The sequence below is a fragment of the Butyrivibrio proteoclasticus P6B7 genome, assembly GCF_000622085.1.
Classification (GTDB): Bacteria; Bacillota; Clostridia; order Lachnospirales; family Lachnospiraceae; genus Butyrivibrio; species Butyrivibrio proteoclasticus_A.
Genome location: NZ_JHWL01000006.1, coordinates 136,522 through 155,835, shown reverse-complemented (window position 1 = coordinate 155,835; position 19,314 = coordinate 136,522). Strand labels below are relative to the sequence as shown.

The 19,314-nt window shown below is 43.2% G+C and carries 18 protein-coding genes and 1 riboswitch; of the genes, 17 read left to right on the top strand and 1 reads right to left on the bottom strand.

Annotated features, from left to right (window positions below):
* Positions 1–89 precede the first annotated feature (89 nt).
* Positions 90–1,823, top strand: coding sequence for a GH25 family lysozyme (locus T541_RS0107520; protein WP_081779895.1), 1,734 nt, complete (start codon positions 90–92; stop codon positions 1,821–1,823).
* Positions 1,824–1,837: 14 nt separating this feature from the next.
* On the top strand, positions 1,838–2,965 hold the full coding sequence (locus tag T541_RS0107515; protein WP_026652121.1) for a DUF362 domain-containing protein: 1,128 nt from the start codon (positions 1,838–1,840) through the stop codon (positions 2,963–2,965).
* Positions 2,966–3,149: 184 nt separating this feature from the next.
* Here the strand turns inward: T541_RS0107515 and trxA are convergent, their stop codons facing one another.
* Positions 3,150–3,467 carry a thioredoxin gene (gene trxA / locus T541_RS0107510; RefSeq protein ID WP_026652119.1) on the bottom strand — a complete coding sequence of 106 codons (318 nt, stop codon included), beginning with the start codon at positions 3,465–3,467 and terminating at the stop codon, positions 3,150–3,152.
* Between the two features lie 221 nt (positions 3,468–3,688).
* Between trxA and T541_RS0107505 the strand changes: the two genes are divergently transcribed.
* The 15 genes from T541_RS0107505 (at position 3,689) to T541_RS0107430 (ending at position 19,313) form a co-directional block, all read left to right on the top strand.
* Positions 3,689–4,225 (top strand): cysteine hydrolase family protein, encoded by a 537-nt coding sequence (locus T541_RS0107505; protein WP_026652118.1) that lies wholly within the window; start codon positions 3,689–3,691, stop codon positions 4,223–4,225.
* A complete protein-coding gene (locus tag T541_RS0107500) occupies positions 4,222–4,719 on the top strand; it encodes a hypothetical protein (RefSeq protein WP_026652117.1) in 498 nt (165 codons plus the stop codon). Before T541_RS0107505 ends, T541_RS0107500 begins: the two co-directional genes overlap by 4 nt.
* 58 nt (positions 4,720–4,777) lie before the next feature.
* On the top strand, positions 4,778–5,245 hold the full coding sequence (locus tag T541_RS0107495) for a hypothetical protein (RefSeq protein WP_155839478.1): 468 nt from the start codon (positions 4,778–4,780) through the stop codon (positions 5,243–5,245).
* Positions 5,246–5,798: 553 nt separating this feature from the next.
* Positions 5,799–5,900: riboswitch (purine riboswitch) on the top strand.
* A 166-nt stretch (positions 5,901–6,066) separates the two neighbouring features.
* Positions 6,067–7,317 (top strand): BMP family ABC transporter substrate-binding protein, encoded by a 1,251-nt coding sequence (locus T541_RS0107485; protein WP_026652114.1) that lies wholly within the window; start codon positions 6,067–6,069, stop codon positions 7,315–7,317.
* A gap of 95 nt (positions 7,318–7,412) precedes the next feature.
* A complete protein-coding gene (locus tag T541_RS0107480) occupies positions 7,413–8,948 on the top strand; it encodes an ABC transporter ATP-binding protein (protein WP_081779894.1) in 1,536 nt (511 codons plus the stop codon).
* Positions 8,948–10,048 carry an ABC transporter permease gene (locus T541_RS0107475; RefSeq protein ID WP_026652111.1) on the top strand — a complete coding sequence of 367 codons (1,101 nt, stop codon included), beginning with the start codon at positions 8,948–8,950 and terminating at the stop codon, positions 10,046–10,048. Before T541_RS0107480 ends, T541_RS0107475 begins: the two co-directional genes overlap by 1 nt.
* Positions 10,048–11,040 (top strand): ABC transporter permease, encoded by a 993-nt coding sequence (locus T541_RS0107470; protein WP_026652110.1) that lies wholly within the window; start codon positions 10,048–10,050, stop codon positions 11,038–11,040. The genes T541_RS0107475 and T541_RS0107470 overlap by 1 nt, the downstream gene beginning before the upstream one ends.
* A gap of 21 nt (positions 11,041–11,061) precedes the next feature.
* The gene (locus T541_RS0107465; RefSeq protein WP_026652109.1) at positions 11,062–11,640 is read left to right on the top strand and encodes a xanthine phosphoribosyltransferase; all 579 of its coding nucleotides are present in this window, start codon (positions 11,062–11,064) and stop codon (positions 11,638–11,640) included.
* Positions 11,637–11,972 carry a GIY-YIG nuclease family protein gene (locus tag T541_RS19125; RefSeq protein ID WP_051538146.1) on the top strand — a complete coding sequence of 112 codons (336 nt, stop codon included), beginning with the start codon at positions 11,637–11,639 and terminating at the stop codon, positions 11,970–11,972. Before T541_RS0107465 ends, T541_RS19125 begins: the two co-directional genes overlap by 4 nt.
* A gap of 64 nt (positions 11,973–12,036) precedes the next feature.
* A complete protein-coding gene (locus T541_RS0107455) occupies positions 12,037–13,314 on the top strand; it encodes an aconitase X (protein WP_026652108.1) in 1,278 nt (425 codons plus the stop codon).
* A gap of 2 nt (positions 13,315–13,316) precedes the next feature.
* Positions 13,317–13,760, top strand: a complete 444-nt coding sequence (locus T541_RS0107450) for an aconitase X swivel domain-containing protein (protein WP_026652107.1) — start codon at positions 13,317–13,319, stop codon at positions 13,758–13,760.
* A gap of 868 nt (positions 13,761–14,628) precedes the next feature.
* Positions 14,629–16,002, top strand: a complete 1,374-nt coding sequence (locus T541_RS0107445) for an MATE family efflux transporter (RefSeq protein ID WP_026652106.1) — start codon at positions 14,629–14,631, stop codon at positions 16,000–16,002.
* A 180-nt stretch (positions 16,003–16,182) separates the two neighbouring features.
* Positions 16,183–16,770, top strand: coding sequence for a hypothetical protein (locus T541_RS0107440; protein ID WP_034466406.1), 588 nt, complete (start codon positions 16,183–16,185; stop codon positions 16,768–16,770).
* 104 nt (positions 16,771–16,874) lie between these two features.
* Complete coding sequence (locus T541_RS0107435; RefSeq protein ID WP_026652103.1) at positions 16,875–18,233, top strand: ABC transporter substrate-binding protein; 1,359 nt, start codon at positions 16,875–16,877, stop codon at positions 18,231–18,233.
* Positions 18,234–18,395: 162 nt separating this feature from the next.
* Positions 18,396–19,313, top strand: coding sequence for a carbohydrate ABC transporter permease (locus T541_RS0107430; protein ID WP_081779893.1), 918 nt, complete (start codon positions 18,396–18,398; stop codon positions 19,311–19,313).
* Position 19,314: the final 1 nt, after the last annotated feature.

Sequence of the window (19,314 nt, the reverse complement as noted above, 5' to 3'; positions counted from 1 at the left end):
AGTCATTGGGGACGGTTCTGACTGACTTATTGCTTACAATGAGTCAGTCAGAACCGTCCCCGGTGACTCCAGAATGTGGGGCATAAGTTATGAGAAAAGATTTTGATGACGAGGAAGACGACTTTGATTTCGATGAGTTCGAGGAGGACATATTCGAAGAAGAGCACAAAGTTAGAGATAGAAGAGCACGGACAGATAGATCAAAAGACCGTGTGTGTGGTGATTCTGGAAGAACCAGAAATACCAGAAATAAAAAAAGTTCAAACGATGATAAAAGCGGCGGAACTAACATAGTAACAATTGTAGGTGCAGCCCTGATCCTTGATCTTGCAATAGTTATCGGAGTACTAGTGATAAAGAAAGTCTCCGGCAGCAGGAACAATAGCGATCAGGAGACAGATCTTTTTTCAGAGATCGAAGCAAGTACAGAGCTGGCTACAGAAGAGGCGACAACTCAGGATGCATCAGAGGAAGATTCAGAATCCAGTAGCGAAGCCTCCACACAGGCAAGCCTTGAGGCTTCAAGCGATGCTTCTGCAGACACCGATCCTCAGGCTCAGGCCAAGACTGAAACCGGCGCGGACGTTGATGTATCACAGCTTGTAAGTGCCAGTAACGTGGGCGAGAATACAAGCGTAACCTACGGCATCGACGTTTCCAGATTTCAGGGCACCATCAACTGGGAACAGGTGGCAGGAACCGGCATTGATTTCGCCATGATCCGTGTGGGCTATCGCGATGCCAAGACCGGCGAGATCAAGGCAGATTCCAACGCCAAGTACAACATGCAGGAGGCGGAGAAATACGGTATCAAGATTGGAGCATATTTCTTTTCCACTGCAATAAGCAGCGACGAAGCGGTAGAAGAGGCTAACTGGGTTACCAGCTACATCGCCCAGTACCCAATCACGTACCCTGTTGGTTACAACTGCGAGGGCTTTGACAATGCCTCAAGTAGGCAGGTTAACATGTCCCAGGATGACAGAAGCGCTGTGGCTATGGCGTTTCTTGGCCAGATTTACTCAGCAGGCTACACACCTATCTTTTACGCATCCCAGGGCGAGCTTGCAGGGGACGCCAAGTGGAACACCTCAACCATTGAGCAGAAATACAAAATCTGGATAGCCTGGTATAATCAGGACACCAGCAGTATCGCCAAGGGCCCTGCCTATAGCGGCCAGTGCGCTATGTGGCAGTACACTAACCAGGGAACTGTAGCGGGAATCAGTGGCAAGGTGGACGTAGACGTGGCTTACTTTGGCTACAACGGCACAGAGACCGCCAAGGATACATCGGAGCGAGAGACAGCATCAGCAGATGTGGAAGCTCTCATGAATTTCAAGGAAGTCAATGAGCAGGTTACGGCTAAGAGCAGCACTAACCTGAGAGATAAGCCAAGCCAGGGCGACGACAGTACTGTGGTTGTTACTCTCGAAAACGGACAGGTGGCTCAGCGAACAGGCATAAGCGACAGCGGCTGGTCCAGGGTTGTCTACGATGGCAAGACCCTCTACGCCGTATCCAGCTACCTCACCACTGACCTTAACGCGCCCAAGCAGGAGTCCGGACAGGCTCAGACCCAGGACAACTCGGGCTTCAAGACCAAGTTCACCGACTGCAACGAGACAGTCACAGCCAAAGATATAGTGAACCTTCGCAACAAGCCAAGTGTAACCGATGAGGATTCAGTGGTGGTGGCAACGCTGTCAGCAGGCGAAACTGCGGTCCGAACAGGATACAACGCGGAATACGGATGGTCCCGCGTAGAATATAACGGTCAGGTACTTTACTGCGTCAGCAGCTATCTGACTGTGGTTAATTAAGAGTAGGAGGCAAAATGGCAAATTCAAAAGTATATTTCACCGATTTTAGAACAGGCCTCGGTGTCAGTCTTACAGCGAAGTTACAGAAACTAATCAGAATGGCAGGCATTGGCGATATCGACATGGACGGCAAGTTCGTGGCTATCAAGATGCACTTTGGAGAGCTGGGTAATCTGGCTTTCCTTCGTCCTAACTATGCCAAGGCAGTTGCAGATGTGGTAAAAGAGCTAGGAGGTTTACCTTTCCTTACTGACTGCAACACACTTTACCCAGGAAGCCGTAAGCATGCTCTTGAGCACCTGGACTGTGCCAACATTAACGGATTTAACACTGTTACAACAGGCTGCCAGATCATCATTGCGGACGGTCTTCGCGGAACAGATGATATTGCAGTTCCCGTGCCAAATGGAGAGCTCTTTGAGGAGGCTTACATTGGCCGTGCGGTAATGGATGCGGATATCTTTATTTCTTTGAACCACTTCAAGGGCCATGAGCAGGCAGGTTTTGGCGGTGCCATTAAGAATATCGGAATGGGCTGCGGAAGTAGAGCTGGTAAGATGCTCCAGCACAAGAGCGGGCAGCCTGAGGTTAATGAAGACAGGTGTCGTGGCTGCAGGAGATGTGCTAAAGAGTGCGGCTCTGACGCTATCGTATATAAAGAGAATAATAAAGCTTGGATTGATCCTGACAAGTGTAAGGGATGCGGAAGATGTATCGGCGCCTGCGGTTTCGATGCAATATCCAATAAGAACGATGATGCGCCTGCACTTCTTGGCATGAGAATGGCTGAGTACGCAGCAGCTGTTGTTGGCGGAAGACCACATTTCCACATCAGCCTTATCACAGACGTTTCACCTAACTGTGACTGCCACGGTGAGAACGATGCTCCAATCCTTCCAGATATCGGAATGCTGGCATCCTTCGATCCAGTAGCCCTTGATCAGGCCTGCGTTGACCTGTGCCAGAAGGCTGAGCCAATCCGTAACAGCCAGCTTGGTGACAACATGGCCAGCGAGCACTTCCACGATCACGGCGATGTATGGCACAACAGTAATCCTAACGTTTCCTGGGCTGAGACCCTGGAACATGCTCAGAAGATCGGAGTTGGATCTAGAGAGTATGAGCTTGTTGTGATGAAGTAAAAAGAGCTAGCCAAGACTAGAAGATTTTGAAAAATATTAGAATAAGAATTATTGTGTGATACAAAATAAAATACCAGAAAGCCTTCTGATAGGCTCTTCTGGTATTTATTTTTGTAAACATCTGAATATACCAATTCAGCATTTACGGTGTGTATGTTGAAGGAAAATGTCTTGTTGGCTAAAATTAAAGAGCTTCGTCAAGCATCTTAGCAAGTGCCTCTGCTGGCATTGCACCAGTAGCACTGTTTACAACCTCACCGTTCTTGATAACAAGAAAGCTTGGGATTGACATGATATTGTACTTGGCAGCAAGTGCGCTATTCTCATCTGAGTTGATCTTGCCAACCTTGATCTTGCCATCATAGGTTTCTGCAAGCTTCTCAACTACTGGCATCATCATCTTGCAAGGACCACACCAGTCTGCGTAGAAGTCTACAAGTACAGGGATGTCACTATTTAAAACTTCATTTTCAAAATTTGCTTCTGTAAATTTGTATTCCATATCTCTTACCTCCAGGGTTTGTTATTGGTTTGTTTTTGTTTGTTGTTTTTTTGTTGAGACTACAATAACATGATGCAATTAAATTGTCAACAATTAAATTGTGATATTATACTTTTTTTTCTTTAACCTGTGCTTTGACCTCCAGAATTCATCTTCCTATCCGGAGCAAAACCATGTATCATGGTAGATAAGTTGGCTTTGGCCAGACAGGAGGAGACAGCATGAAAGTACTAGTTATAGACGTTCAAAAGGGGATCACAGACGAAAGGCTCTTTAACTTCGAAGGTTTCATTCAAAATACCCAGAAAATCATAGATACAGCAAGAAAGAATAACGTAGAAGTAATCTACGTTCAGCATGATGACGGTCCAGGAACTGGCTTTTCAATTGGCGACAGGGACTTTGAGATTGCAGATCAGGTAGCACCACAATCTGGAGAAAAGATCTTTTACAAGACCATAAATACCTGCTTCGGAAATAAGGAACTTGTGGAATATCTTGAGTCTAGCACTAAAGACAACACCCTTATGGTAATCGGACTCCAGACTAACTTCTGCATCGATGCCACTGTGAAGTCAGCCTTTGAGCGCGGCTACACAGTCATCATCCCGGAGGGCACCAACTCCACCTTCGACAATGATTACATGGACAGAGAGACCACCTACAAATACTACAACAACATGATGTGGCCAGAGCGCTTCGCACAGTGCGTTTCCATGGATGCAGCTGTGGAGATGCTAAGAAAGGCAAAACCATGACCCTTAAAGAAGCAAAAGAAATATATTGGAAAAATGGGTGTTCCGCCTTCTTCTTAGCTAGAGGTGAAGAAAGATATCAAGAGCTCAGCGATATGCATATCCCAAGACAGACCCTTGAGCAGTGGGCGACGGAGTACCTTGAGAAGTGTATAGCTAAGATTACCAAAAAGGAAACCTGGGACAGCTTCTCCACTGCTGTTTTAATAGTTGGCGAACACAGAACTATAGAAAATCTAAAATTGTTTTATGAAATGCTCCGGAATTTGCACTTCAAAGATGAGCTGTCTAAGTACGCAGTGTGCCATAGCCTTCTTGGCATGCGAAATACTAACATCAAATGCGGAATACTTGACTATGCCAAGGATTCCAAGGATAGCGAGCTATACAGAGAAATGCTTGAGTACACTAAATCACTATTAAACAACATGCAGGTTGACGATGACAAAAAGAATATTGCTGAGCAGATGAAAGATCTTATCAGGTACTACCACTAGATGTTTAGCCCATCTATTTTGAGGGAACATTTATTTATTGAGAAAGGACCAACTAATATTGAAGAAGAACAAGTTAAAAATACTAGGAATAATACTACTTGTAGTCGTGGTATTTATCATATCTACCAGTAGAATTGGCTACTATTTAGCATGCAAATATGCAAATCACAAGATAGAAGCACTTAATCTTCCTGATGGTTATACTGTTTACGGTCAGACCAAGGCAGAGGCATCAGATATTTACTGGGTTCACATGAGATCCGAGAAGGTAATAATTTGCGAGGAAGGCGTTGAGTATGTTCAGGACTATATCAAAAAGAACAATTCAAAGCTAGCACTTGCCCACATTTCAGTTGGCGAATTTGCTGGCATGACAGACATGTGCATGTATGATTTTGACGCTTTGTCAGATGAAGAGCGTGAAGAAATACTTGCAGATGGAAGTGAAAAATACGTCCGCATCGTGTATGAACACAAATATCTTTGGCTTCCTGTGTCATGGATCTTTTTTGATCCGGTATACTAGGCTAGCAGGTGCATGTTCTGAGGATTACGCAATCTGTTTTTTATCTAGTTAAATTGGGAATTTTACGGCTCTATATTCATTTTCTCCAAAAAAGATGTAGAGAATTTTTGGGCCAACGTCTTTATTTTTGATATTATATAAAAAGCAGTAAGGAATTGAAGATGATGAACTAATCTAGTTGCAAGTATACTGCTAAAAAAATGAAAACTTGATTTAAGCAGTAAAACTAGCAGACGAAAGATGGGCCACAAACTAATTTGCATGATTCTTTACTGCCTAAAAAGCAAAAATAAAAATATAGACGTTGCACTTTTTTTTCTTAGTGTCCAAAATTAGAAAAACTCAAAAAAAGCCGTAAACTCTGGGGCAAAATGTATATTACTACTTGCCATGTGCACCAAGCCGAAGCCCACACGTACACCAAGCCGGATTTCATGCAGCTCAAGCTATTTCCAACAGTAACAAACACAGCAGACAAGCCTGCAAAAAAGCCAGCAAAAAGAGACAGCAAGAAAACCATAAAAAAAGCTTGTAATCTTGATGTTTCTTTGCTAATATAAGCGGGTATTTTATCGATATAGGTCAAATGATATGGATTTGATGTTTCTACCCGGTTACCGTAAATTACCGGACTATCGAGTGTTTGATGCACATACAATGTTTTTTATACACATTAATTGTTGATGATATCAAATCAGATAGGCGTAGAAACGAGGTTTCTATGCCTTTTTTATTTGCCAGGATATTCCTTCCAAATAAGATACGCACAGAAATCAATCCTTACAAATGACCAGTGTTCGATGTCAAAAATGGAGGATGAGATGAAAAAAATTAAAAAAGTTTTGTCAGCAGTTCTTGCTGCCACAATGGTAATGTCATTAGTTGCCTGCTCAAACACAGCTTCTACAGAAAAAGAAACAGCTTCTGAGGCTTCTAGTACAGAGGCTACACAGACACCAGCTTCTGATGTAAAGGTTGGCTTTATTTTCTTACACGATGAGAACTCAACATACGACCTGAACTTTATCAATGGTGCTACACAGGCTTGTGAGGCAGCAGGTGTTGAATACATGTTCAAGACAAATATTCCTGAGGGTCAGGAGTGTTATGAGGCTGCTTGTGAGCTTGCAGATGCAGGTTGCGATATCGTATTTGCAGATTCATTTGGTCATGAGGATTACATGATCGAGGCAGCTAAGGAATATCCTGAAGTTCAGTTCTGCCACGCAACAGGTACAAAGGCACATACAGAGAATCTTTCTAATTACCACAACGCTTTCGCTACAATCTATGAGGGACGTTATCTTGCAGGTATTGCTGCAGGAATGAAGCTCAATGAGATGATCGCAAATGGTGAGATCACAGAAGACCAGGCTAAGATTGGTTATGTTGGTGCTTACACATATGCAGAGGTTATCTCAGGTTATACATCATTCTTCCTTGGCGCACGTTCTGTATGCCCATCAGCTACTATGGAAGTAACCTTCACAGGTTCTTGGTACGATGAGACAGCAGAAAAGGAAGGCGCTAACAAGCTTATCGAAGATGGCTGTGTACTTCTTTCACAGCACGCTGATTCAATGGGTGCTCCTACAGCATGTGAGAAGGCTGGTGTACCAGACGTTTCTTACAACGGAAGCACAGCATCTGCTTGCCCTAACACATTCATCGTTTCTTCAAGAATTGACTGGGCACCATATTTTGCATATATCATCGATGCTGTAGCAAACAAGACAGAAATTGCTACTGACTGGGTTGGAACTCTTGAGACAGGTTCTGTAGTTCTTACAGACCTTGGAGATGCAGCTGCAGAGGGCACAGCTGAGGCAATTGCTGAGGCTGAAAAGGCTATGAATGCAGGAACACTTCATGTATTTGATACAACTACATTTACTGTAAACGGCGAGACACTTTCATCTTACATGGCTGATGTAGATACAGATGCTGAGTATACAGCTGATACAGAAGTTATCACAGATGGCTATTTTGCAGAGTCTGGATCTGAATTCCGTTCAGCTCCTTACTTTGATTTACAGATTGATGGAATTTCACTTCTTGATACAGCATATTGATAATTACATTATGTGACCTAAGGAAATCTTTGTGAGCACAGGATTAACTGTGCTGCAAAGATTTCCTATTTTAGTCTTTATAGAAATTTTGAAAGGTGATAATTGTGGAAAATAAGGAAGTTGCCATTTCGCTTCGTGGCATTACAAAGTCTTTTGGTGAAGTAACAGCAAATAGCAATGTCAATCTCGATGTTTATAAGGGCGAGATCTTATCTCTTCTTGGCGAAAACGGAAGTGGAAAGACCACTCTTATGAATATGCTTGCGGGAATCTATTATCCCGATGCTGGACAGATAATCATAAATGGTAAAGAGGCTGTTATCCGTTCTCCCAGAGATGCGTTTGATCTGGGAATAGGCATGGTTCATCAGCACTTTAAGCTTATAGATGTGTTTGACGCCACAGAGAATATAATTCTTGGACTTGAAGGTAAGCTTAATAAAAAAGAGGCTGAGAAAAGAATTAAAGAAATCTGCGACAAATACGGATTTGAAATCAATACCAAAAAGAAGATATATGATATGTCCGTTTCTGAAAAGCAGACAGTTGAGATTGTTAAGGTTCTTTATAGGGGAGCAGATATTTTGATATTGGATGAACCTACAGCCGTACTGACTCCTCAGGAAACCGAGAAACTTTTTAATGTCATGCGCAATATGAAACATGATGGAAAATCCTTAGTTATTATTACTCACAAGCTAAACGAAGTTCAGAGCATATCCGACAGAGTTGCAGTTCTGCGCCATGGAGAATTCATAAGCGACATGAGGACAAGCAAAACAAATGCTCAGGAAATGACAGATATGATGGTGGGTCATTCAGTTTCTCTTAATATTGAAAGACCTGATCCTGTGGATCCTAAGCCACGTATCGTGGTGGAGAACCTCACTGTTGTTGATGAAGAGGGAATCGTTAAGCTTGATGATGTATCCTTTACTGCCAACACTGGAGAAATTCTGGGTATTGCAGGAATATCCGGTTGCGGACAAAAAGAGCTACTTAGAGCAATTGCAGGTCTTGAGATCATTAAGGATGGAAAGATCACATATATCCACCAGGATGGAAGAACAGAGGATCTTCTTGGTAAATCTCCAAGAGAAATTTCTGAGCTCGGCGTTAAGCTTTCATTTGTTCCTGAAGACAGACTGGGAATGGGACTTGTTGGAAATATGAATCTTGCAGATAATATGATGCTCAGGTCATATAGAAGCGGTAAGTCAAGATTCTTTACTGAGAAAAAAGAGCCTAGAAAGCTTGCAGAGAAGGTTGTTGATAAACTTCAGGTGTCAACTCCAAGTATCGACACACCAGTGCGCCTGCTTTCTGGCGGAAATGTACAAAAGGTTCTTGTTGGAAGAGAGATTTCCTCAAGACCTAAGGTTTTGCTGACTGCATATGCGGTAAGAGGTCTTGATATCAGTTCTTCCTACCAGATTTACGATCTTATCAACCAGCAAAAGAAGAGAGGAGCAGCGGTGCTCTTTGTAGGTGAAGATTTGGATGTTCTTGTGGAGCTTTGCGACAGAGTTCTTGTCCTTTGCGGCGGTAAGGTTTCAGGAATTGTAGATGGCAGGAATACCGATAAATACACCTTGGGATCAATGATGACACAGAGAGGAGAGGCTATATAATGGGACAGAAGGTAAAAGAGCCTCGTTATCACATAGTAAAAAGAGCTGATATCAGCAAAAGAGAAGCCTGGACTATAAGAATAATTGCGATTTTGGCAGCGCTTTTGTTATGCGCAATAATCACTATGGTCTGCACCGGAGACAATCCTATATCTATTTTTGTCACTATCTTTAAAGGAGCCTTTGGAACCCAGAGAAAAACCTGGATAACACTTCAGTATGTTGCCATTCTTCTTATCATTTCTCTGGCACTTACACCTGCTTTTAAAATGCAGTTTTGGAATGTAGGTGGTGAAGGACAGGTTCTGATGGGAGGTCTTGCTGCGGCAGCATGCATGATCACACTGGCAGACAAGCTTCCAAATGCTGTGGTAATAATTCTTATGATCGTCTCCTCCATACTGGCAGGAGCCATTTGGGGAGTAATTCCAGCGATCTTTAAAGCTTTATGGAACACTAACGAAACCCTTTCCACACTGATGATGAACTATATCGCAACACAGCTTGTGGCATATTTTACCATAGTCTGGGAGGTTCCTAAGGGATCAGGTAAGATCGGTATTATCAACCAGAATTCAAACGTAGGTTGGCTTCCAAATATTGGTAATAAATACCTTTTGAGCATTATTGTTGCTGCAGTTGTCACTATTGGAATGTTTATCTATCTGAAATTTACCAAGCACGGATATGAGATAGAAGTAGTTGGTGAAAGCCAGAACACAGCCAGATACGTTGGAATCAGTGTTGAGAAGGTTGTGATCAGAACCATGTTATTGTCAGGAGCAATCTGTGGTTTGGCAGGTCTTCTTTTGGTGGGAGGCATTAACCATACAATAACCACAACTATTTCTGCTGGACAGGGCTTTACAGGAGTTATGGTTTCATGGCTTGCAAAGTTTAATCCTGTTGCCATGATCTTCACCAGCCTTTTGATCATCTTCATGAGTAGGGGCGCCAGCGAAATCTCCACTGCCTTTGAGCTTAATCAGAGCTTTGCAGATATTCTGACTGGAATTATCCTGTTCTTTATCATTGGATGTGAGTTTTTTATCAGATATAAAATCGTCGTACGCAAAGACTTAGGAAAGGAGGACGCATAATGTTTAGTCTGGTCGCTTTTATACCAAGAGCTGTACAGCAGGGCGTTCCTCTGCTCTTTGGAAGTACAGGTGAGACAATCACAGAAAAATCAGGAAACTTAAACCTGGGAATTCCAGGTGTCATGTATGTTGGTGCTATAAGCGGTGTTATTGGTTCATTTTTCTATGAACAGTCAGTTCCTTCAGGAAATCTGAACGGTTTCTTTGCAATCTTTATACCTCTTATCTGTGCGCTAATTGGTTCACTTTTAATGGGTCTGTTATACTGCTTCTTAACTGTTAGCTTAAGGGCCAATCAGAATGTTACTGGTCTTGCCATGACTACGTTTGGTATAGGTTTTGGTAATTTCTTTGGAGGATCCCTTATAAAACTTGCAGGTGCTGATGTTCCATCAATTTCACTGTCAGCCACCTCTGCATATTTTAGTAAGAGCCTGCCTTTTGCATCCAAAGCTGGCTGGTTTGGCAAAGTTTTTTTATCATACGGATTTCTTGCATATGTGGCTATTATCATTGCTCTAATTTGTGCATATGTGCTTAGAAAGACAAGAGTAGGTCTTCACCTTCGCGCTGTAGGCGAAGATCCTGCAGCAGCAGATGCAGCAGGAATAAATGTAAAAAAATATAAATACGTATCAACATGTCTTGGCTGTATGATAGCGGGCCTTGGTGGTTTATACTATGTAATGGATTATGCATGTGGCGTATGGTCCAATGATGCCTTTGGGGACAGAGGATGGCTTGCTATTGCGCTGGTTATCTTTACAATTTGGAAGCCTGATATTGGTATTCTGTCCTCAATCCTTTTTGGTGGATTGTACATTTTATACCTGTATCTGCCTTCTGGAACACATACTGAATACAAAGAGCTGTACAAGATGATTCCTTACATCGTAACTCTTGTGGTTCTTGTTATTACCAGTATGAGAAACAAAAAGGAAGATCAGCCTCCAAAGAGTCTTGGAACCAACTATTTCCGCGAAGAAAGATAATTAAGTAAAGAAGGTAGAAAGATGAATTTTCTTGAAGAGAGAATTGCAAAAGATGGTGTTGTTAAAGAAGGCAACATCCTTAAGGTGGACAGTTTCTTAAATCATCAGTTAGATGTTGAGCTTTTTGATAAGATGGGCGAAGAATGGGCCAAAAGATTTGAGGGCATTGAGATTACTAAGATCCTCACTATTGAAGCATCAGGTATAGGTATTGCCTGCGTGGCAGCAAGACATTTTAATGTTCCTGTGGTATTTGCCAAAAAATCCAAGAGTGTTAATCTGGATGGTGAGATGTATACTGCAGAAGTGGAGTCTTTTACCCACAAGAATAAGAACAACGTCATCGTATCCAAAAAGTTCCTTAATGAGAATGACAAGGTTCTTATTATTGATGATTTCCTGGCTAACGGATGTGCACTTCAGGGACTTATATCTATAATAAACAGTGCAGGTGCTTCTGTGGCAGGCATTGGTATAGCTATAGAAAAAGGCTTCCAATCAGGCGGACAGATAATCAGAAACTTAGGCTACAAACTTGAATCTCTTGCAATAGTTGATGCAATGGATTCTACAACAGGTGAGATTACCTTTAGACAATGAACAAAAGTAAGACCACAAAATCTAACTACACATATATAGTTGAATGTGCCGACAACACCCTTTACTGCGGCTGGACCAACGATCTGGAAAAACGCATCAGTGACCACAACGCAGGGAAGGGTGCCAAGTACACCAAGCCAAGGCTTCCGGTGAAGCTGGTCTATTTTGAGACCTTCGACACCAAGGAAGAAGCCATGAGCCGTGAGTGGCACATCAAGCATCTTCCAACTCTTAAGAAAAAAGAGCTTATAAAATCTGCAAAAAAGTCAGTGATCAAGAAATCTGATCAGATCAATTCACAAATTAACACAATAACAAATATATCATCTTGAAATAGTACCAATCCTAATGTAGTGTGAATATATGGGTAATTTCACACTACAGGAGGAGATAGGTATGAAGCTAACTAACGAGCAGCAGGAAATCCTCGATGGCAAGAGGGGGGAAACCTACGCCAAGATCATGGAGACGCTTGTGCGCTACGGCGAGCTCTTTGGCGCAGAGGAAATGGCGCCTGTAACAGGTAAGTACGGCCATCTTGTAACCAGCTTTGGACTACAGGTTATCGACCCTGTGTACAAGCTTATGGATCAGCTGATTGAAGCTGGTGTTGTGTCTAAACAGAAGTTCACCATGGACCCACGTCCTTTGGATAAGAACGTTCCTTCAGGTCCCATCAAGGACCTTGTCTTTTACAAATTCATGTATTCCGAACAAAAGAGATATGAAAAGCAGCTGGACAAACTGGGCCTTAAGAGTAAGGACGGTTTCTCCTGCGCCTGCTATTTTGACGAGCAGGGCAACAGGCCTAAGAAGGGCGATGTTCTTAGCTGGGCAGAGTCTTCAGCGGTAGTTTACGCCAACTCAGTTCTTGGCGCCCGCTGCAACCGTAACTCAGGTATCATCGAGCTCTTTGGTTCCATTCTTGGCTGCGTTCCAAAGTTCGGTCTTCTTACGGATGAAGGAAGAAAAGCTACCTGGAGAATAGAAGTTAAGACCAAAAAGCTCCCACCAGCCCAGGTCCTTGGCTCAGCCATCGGCATGAAGGTCATGGAGGATGTACCTTACGTCTACGGTCTTTCCGATTTCCTGGGAAAAGAGCTAACTCCTTCAGTATGCGATTATCTAAAGAACTTCGGCGCTGCATCTGCTTCCAACGGCGCAGTAGGTCTTTATCACATTGATGGTCTTACACCAGAGGCAGCAGAGCTGGGCGATAAGCTCATAGCCCCGGATGCCAAGACCTATGTCATCGACGACGAGGAGATCCAGAGAGTTATCGACAGCTATCCGATCATCTGGAAGAATAAGGACGCAAAGCCCAAGATGTGCTTTATAGGATGCCCTCACTTATCAACCAACGAGCTTAAGGGCTGGATTCACGACATCTACGAAAAGACCAAGGAAAATGGCAGAAACACCACCACAATCCCTACAGTTCTTACAGCAGCTCCAGGTGTCCTGGAAGCCATAAAGGGCAGCAAGGAAGAGCGCATGGCAGAAGAGATTCATCTTACTCTTAGCTACATCTGCCCACTTATGTACTGCGATAATCCGCTTGTTCACTCAGTTCCTATCATCACCAATTCCAACAAGCTTAGGACCTACACATCCTGCAGGTTCTACCGCGATGAGCAGATACTGGATATGATCACAGGAAAGGGGAGGATTTGAACATGAAAGAGTTTAAAGGAAGAGTAGTAATCCCAGGACAGTGCAGTGCTACAGCCCTGGTTTCACATAAGGGCTTCAACACTCTGGCCAGCTATCAGACCAGCTTTCTTACAGGAGATAAAAAAGCCACCTGCTCTGATCAGAACAACGAAGACCTGTACAAAAAGCCCATGGCCGGCGTAGCTCTTTGCATACCCCAGACCATTGGCTCAACCACAGGTGGAATGATCCTGTTTACTGCAGCAGACTATGGAAGACAGCCAGCCTGCATGCTCTTTGCAAACCCTATAGATTCTATCGGGGCAGCAGGAGTTCTTTTAGCAGATATCTGGACCGATGCCAAGATGCCAACCATCGACAGCCTTGGTGAAGAGTTCCTCTCCTACGTAAAGTCCGGCATGACCATCACCATCAAGGACGGCGGCATCGTCCAGGTTGCAGATTAAGGCATCTTACGCCTCACTTAGGAATTCTAAGGCGCCCAGTTCTCAGCCCCATCCCATCAGTATTTCCATCACCGGGGCAGCCCCCACAGGTTCCATTTTGCGGTGGTTCGAGCACTGTAATTTAAGGCTTTTCAAAAGGCAGTTCTTTCATCCTGCGAATTAAAACTCGGCTGGTTCCAAGATTTTCGGCAGGGTGTTTTGATGCTGGCGAGTATGGGCAACAAAAGTGCCATTTTCTAATGCTTCCATGGCAGGCTTTCCCGCGCATGCGAACGATTGTCTGAAGCAGGGCGAAAAGATTATATTACATGGCAACAGCGCAAAGCGCTGGTTACGGCAAATAAGAAACGAGATTTCCAAGCTCAAGGAGTTTGGAAATGCTCGTTTTTTATTTTGCCTATGGAGCAAGGCTCCAATTGCCATGTAATATAATCCGCCCTGCAAGTAGTTATCGTGCAGCATGCGCATTGAAAGAAAGCCTGCGGAAGCATCTGAGAAAATGTGCACCTTTTTTGTAATGAGCCAGATCAAAATCACCTGCCGAAGAATCTTGGAGCCTTGCCTCAGACAGGTTAATTCGCAGACAGGATTACGAACCGCTTTTGAAAAGCTCTTAAATTATCAGCACTCTCTTACGCCGCAAAATGGAACCTGTGGGGGCTGCCCCGGTGCACAAAAGTAGTTGAAGGGGATGGGGGCTTAGAACTGTCTTCCTAACACCACAAAATTTGGGCAAAAGATAGCAGAAATCAGATTCTTTTATGGGAAATGCAGTTATAAAATTGATTAAGCAGACAGAGAAAAACTGTGCGCGAAAATGATTATAACTGTAGTATTTGTAAGGAAAGAAGCAGGTTACAAAGGTACCATGAAAGAAGCAAAACAAAATGTACAGAACATGACTTCTGGAAACAGCCTAAAGCAGATTATACTGTTTTTTATTCCTCTTTTATGGGGGAATCTTTTCCAGCAGGTCTATAGTCTTGTGGATAGTATCATAGTTGGTAAGGGAATCTCAGACAAGGCACTGGCCGCAGTTGGCGCCACAGGAACTCTGAACTTCCTGATATTTGGCTTTGTGATTGGAATGACAAGGGGCTTTGGGATTAAGTTTTCCCAGAGCTTTGGTAAGGGAGATATAGCTCTTTTAAAAGCCTATATCAACAATGCCAAGAAGCTCAGCCTATTCACAGGAGCCATATTTACAGCAATCTGCGTGCTGTCCCTTAACTGGATGCTGACGTTTATGAGTACGCCAGATGACATATACCATGATGCTTACAGCTACTTCATAGTAATCCTCTGGGGCATCATGATCACTGTGGCTAACAATCTGGAGATCACGATTCTCCAGTCCCTGGGCGATTCCAAGACTCCGCTGATAGCCATGATCATATCATCTCTTACTAATATCGTTCTTGATTTTACGCTGATCATGGGCCTTAAGGTGGGAGTGGCAGGAGCGGCCATCGCCACTGTGATTTCTCAGGCTGTGTCACTGTGCATCTGTTTCTATAAGATAAAAAAGCTATCTATATTAGGCAAAGACAACGATGAAGAAAAGATTGAAGACGGCAAGCTTAAATGGGAACTGATAGCTATTGGTCTTCCTGTAGCCCTTATGAATTCTGTTACTGCTGCTGGAGCCATGATCCTTCAGTATTTCGTTAACCTTATGGGAAGCTCGTATGTGGCAGCCTATTCAGCCTGCATGAAGTTTTCAGGGCTCTTTGAACAGTTTGGAATGTCGGTAGGTCTTTCAATGATGACCTTTGTTGGCCAGAACATGGGAGCTGGCGAGTACGACAGGATCAGGAAGGGTGTAAGACAGGGCCTTATGATATCCACTGTCATCAATATCCCACTAGTTCTTGCCATGATATTTATTCCTGACAAGCTGGCAATGGTTTTCTTGTCAGATGCAGAGACCATTGGCTATTGTGCAGATTTTATGCCGGTTCTTGGAGCATGCTTCCTGGCACTGGGCTGGCTCTTTGTATATCGCAATTCTGTTCAGGGTCTTGGCAACACCTTTGTTCCAATGCTATCCGGAGCACTGGAGGTTATCATGAGATTGTCTGTGGGCTTTACTCTGGGTAGAGCAAGTTTTAGAGGGATTGCCATGTCTGAAGTGGCAGCCTGGATCGGAGCCTTTGTGATGTTGATGATTACCTACTATGTTCAGATTGCTTTGAAGGAAAAAATAACTAGAGAGCAATATCAACAGAAATTTGCTTTGTGAATATTTTTTATGTTTATGTGCATTATTTTAGGGCAGCCTAAAATAGTGCACAATTTTTTTGCCATATATAAAATTTTTATGTACAAAAAGTAAAAAAAGTGCTTATAGAAGTAAAAGATTTCTATTCAATACAAATAATATGTACGTTATATTGATATTGTGAAAAGGAAGGAATCGAGTATGAAAAAAATAACAACCCCCCTATATGTGTTTGTAATATGTGTTTTTTCGTTAATGCTTTCAGGATGTGCTAAGAAAACCGAGAGTCTTGCATACGTCCACGAACCTACTGAGGAGATTCTTTCCTTTTACGACGATGGCACTTGTGTATATAAGGGAGCGAAGTTTTCCTACACCAAGGATGACTCCTTTATATATTTAAAGACTAAAGACGGACTTACAGTTAAGCTCCGCTATACAGACGATGGTACTGACAAGATCCTTTATGAGAAATCCACTTACGTCTATACAGGAGAAGGAACTCCAGATGGTATCGTAGGCGACTGGAAACAGGAAAACGGTTGGGAGTATGTCTTTACTGAGGATGGTAAGTTCTCAGAGGACGGAATTTTCTATGGTTACTATTTTGTGGATACTGAGAAGCAGGCTATCTATCTTAAGTATGTGGACCGCTTCGAAGATGCTACTCTTTACTATACTATTGCCGACAACAAGCTGGTTATCGACTATCCATGGCCTGTTGTTGAGACTAAGGACGTTGATGATACATTAGTTGATTCTTCTTCCAAGACAGCCGGTAACAACTAATACTCCGGCCACTTAATTACGAATCTAAAGCTGCTAGCGCTTTTGATAAACCGGCAGGTAAAACTGCCACAACTTTTTTCAATTTAATAAGGAGAGGTGTGAAAATGAAGATTAAACGTTTGGCTTCAATTGTTATGGCGGGTGTTATGACACTTTCTCTTGCTGCTTGTGGACAGCAGACTGCTCCAGCAGATACTGCAACTCCTGCAACAGACGCTGCTACAGAGGCTCCAGCCGCTGAACAGCCTGCTGCATCTGATGCTACAGTAGCAGAGACATCATCTGACGAACCTATTTCATTGAACATGTGGTGTATCGCAACTGAGAGTGACTCTAACCGTCACGCTTACGAGGCAGCTATCGCAGACATGCAGGCTGCACATCCTGAAGTAACATTCACATGGGAAGCATTCGAGAACCAGTCTTACAAGACTAAGATCAAAGCTGCAGTTTCAGCTAATGAGATGCCTGATATCTTCTTTACATGGTCATGTGCATTCCTTGGCGATTTCGTAGCTGCTGATAAGGTTTATTGCCTTGATGATGCTTACCAGAACTACAAGGATGAGCTTCCAGAGAGCATGCTTGGAAACACAACATACGATGGAAAGCACTACGGTGTTCCTACAACAATGAACATTGTTGGTCTCTTCGCTAACATGGACCTTCTTGCAGAGGCTGGTTACACAGAGATTCCTGGAACATACGATGAGTTCATCGAGTGCTGCGATGCCCTTAAGGCAAAAGGAATCATTCCTTTCGGCTGCGCTGGTAAGGAGACATGGTGCGTAACAGAGTACCTTGAGTCAGTTATCGAGAAGAGCGTAGGCGCAGATGCACTTAACGATATCTTCCTTGGAAGAGCAACATGGGATAATCAGGGCGTTGCTGACGCTGTTGATACATTCCAGAGCCTTGTAACAAACGGATACTTCGATCCATCAGGCGCAGGCCTTACAAACGACGAAGTTAAGAACAACTTCATGGCTGGCAAGTATGCATTCTACATGAACGGAACATGGAACTGTGCAGATTTCGCAGCTAACGAAGAGTTCTTCCCTAAGGTAAAAGTTGGTGAGTTCCCAGTTATCAACGCTGATCAGGCTAGCCTTGGACAGCTCATCGGTGGACCATCAGACACACTTGCAGTAGCAGCTTCTTCACCTAACGCAGAGAGAGCAGCTGACTATGCATTCGAGCTTGGTAAGCTCATCTGCCACTATGGATACCTTGATGGATGCGGACTTCCAGCATGGACACCATACGGCGACACAAGCTCAGTTAACGAGCTTACACAGACTGTATCTGAGATCGTTTCAAAGGCTGACAAGTTCGTTCTTTTCGGCGACACAGCTATGAGCGCAGATTCAGCTAACACATATCTTTCATATGTAGATCAGGTTTATGGATGCCAGCTCGATGGTAAGCAGTTTATCGAAGGTCTTGCTAAGGATATCCAGTAATCTGTAACTGAATAAGTTAGTGAAATAATTGATCCTTCCTGTTCTTCCTTCGGGAAGAGCAGGGAGGTTTCTTATGAAGTTTTTGAGATTTTTGATGTAAAAAGAGCTATCTAAGACAGTTCTTTTTACAAAAAACAAAAAAAGATTTTGGGAAGGTAGTGTATGAACGACGATAAAAGAAAAAAGAAGGAAAAAAAGAAAGCTGATATAGCAAGGGGATTAACTATATTCGTATTTCTTTTACCAGGTCTCCTCCTTTTTGTGGGAATTCTGATCGCTCCTATTGCAGTGTCTATCGACAGGAGCTTATATGACTGGAACGGCTTTTCTCCAGGAACATTCATTGGTTTTAACAACTATGTGGAGCTCTTTACCAACGGCTCTATCAAATTCATGACTTCGCTTAAAAACGCTTTGATACTGGCCTTTTTCTCAGTGTTTGTTCAGTTGCCATTAGCTCTTTTGCTGGCACTTCTTCTTGGACGAGCAGAGACAAGACTTAACAGAGCATATCTTTCAATCTTCTTTATGCCTGTGCTTATCTCAACTGTAGTTATTGGTCAGCTTTGGCTCAAAATTTACAATCCTGATTACGGCGTATTAAATAGATTCCTTGATGCAGTAAATCTTGGACAGCTTAAGCACATCTGGGTTGCTGATCCTAAGACAGCCCTTGGAAGTATCCTTGTTCCTACTATCTGGCAGTACGTTGGCTACCACATGCTTCTTATGTATGCCGGAGTTAAGGGCGTTGATATCGATCTTCGAGAGGCAGCAATGCTGGATGGAGCCACTAAGTGGCAGGTAGATAGATATGTAGTAATTCCTATCATCAAGCCTATTATCCGAGTAAGTGTAATCTTTGCAGTAACCGGTTCACTTAAGACCTACGACCTTGTTCGTATCATTACAGAGGGCGGACCTTTCCAGATGACAGAGGTTCCAAGTACTATCCTCGAGAACATGCTGTTCCTAAGAAACAGATATGGTATGGGAAGTACGATCTCAGTTATGCTGATACTTTTGTGCTTCGCCTTCGCGCTTTTAATTACTGCAGCATTTAGAGAAAAGGATGAGTGAT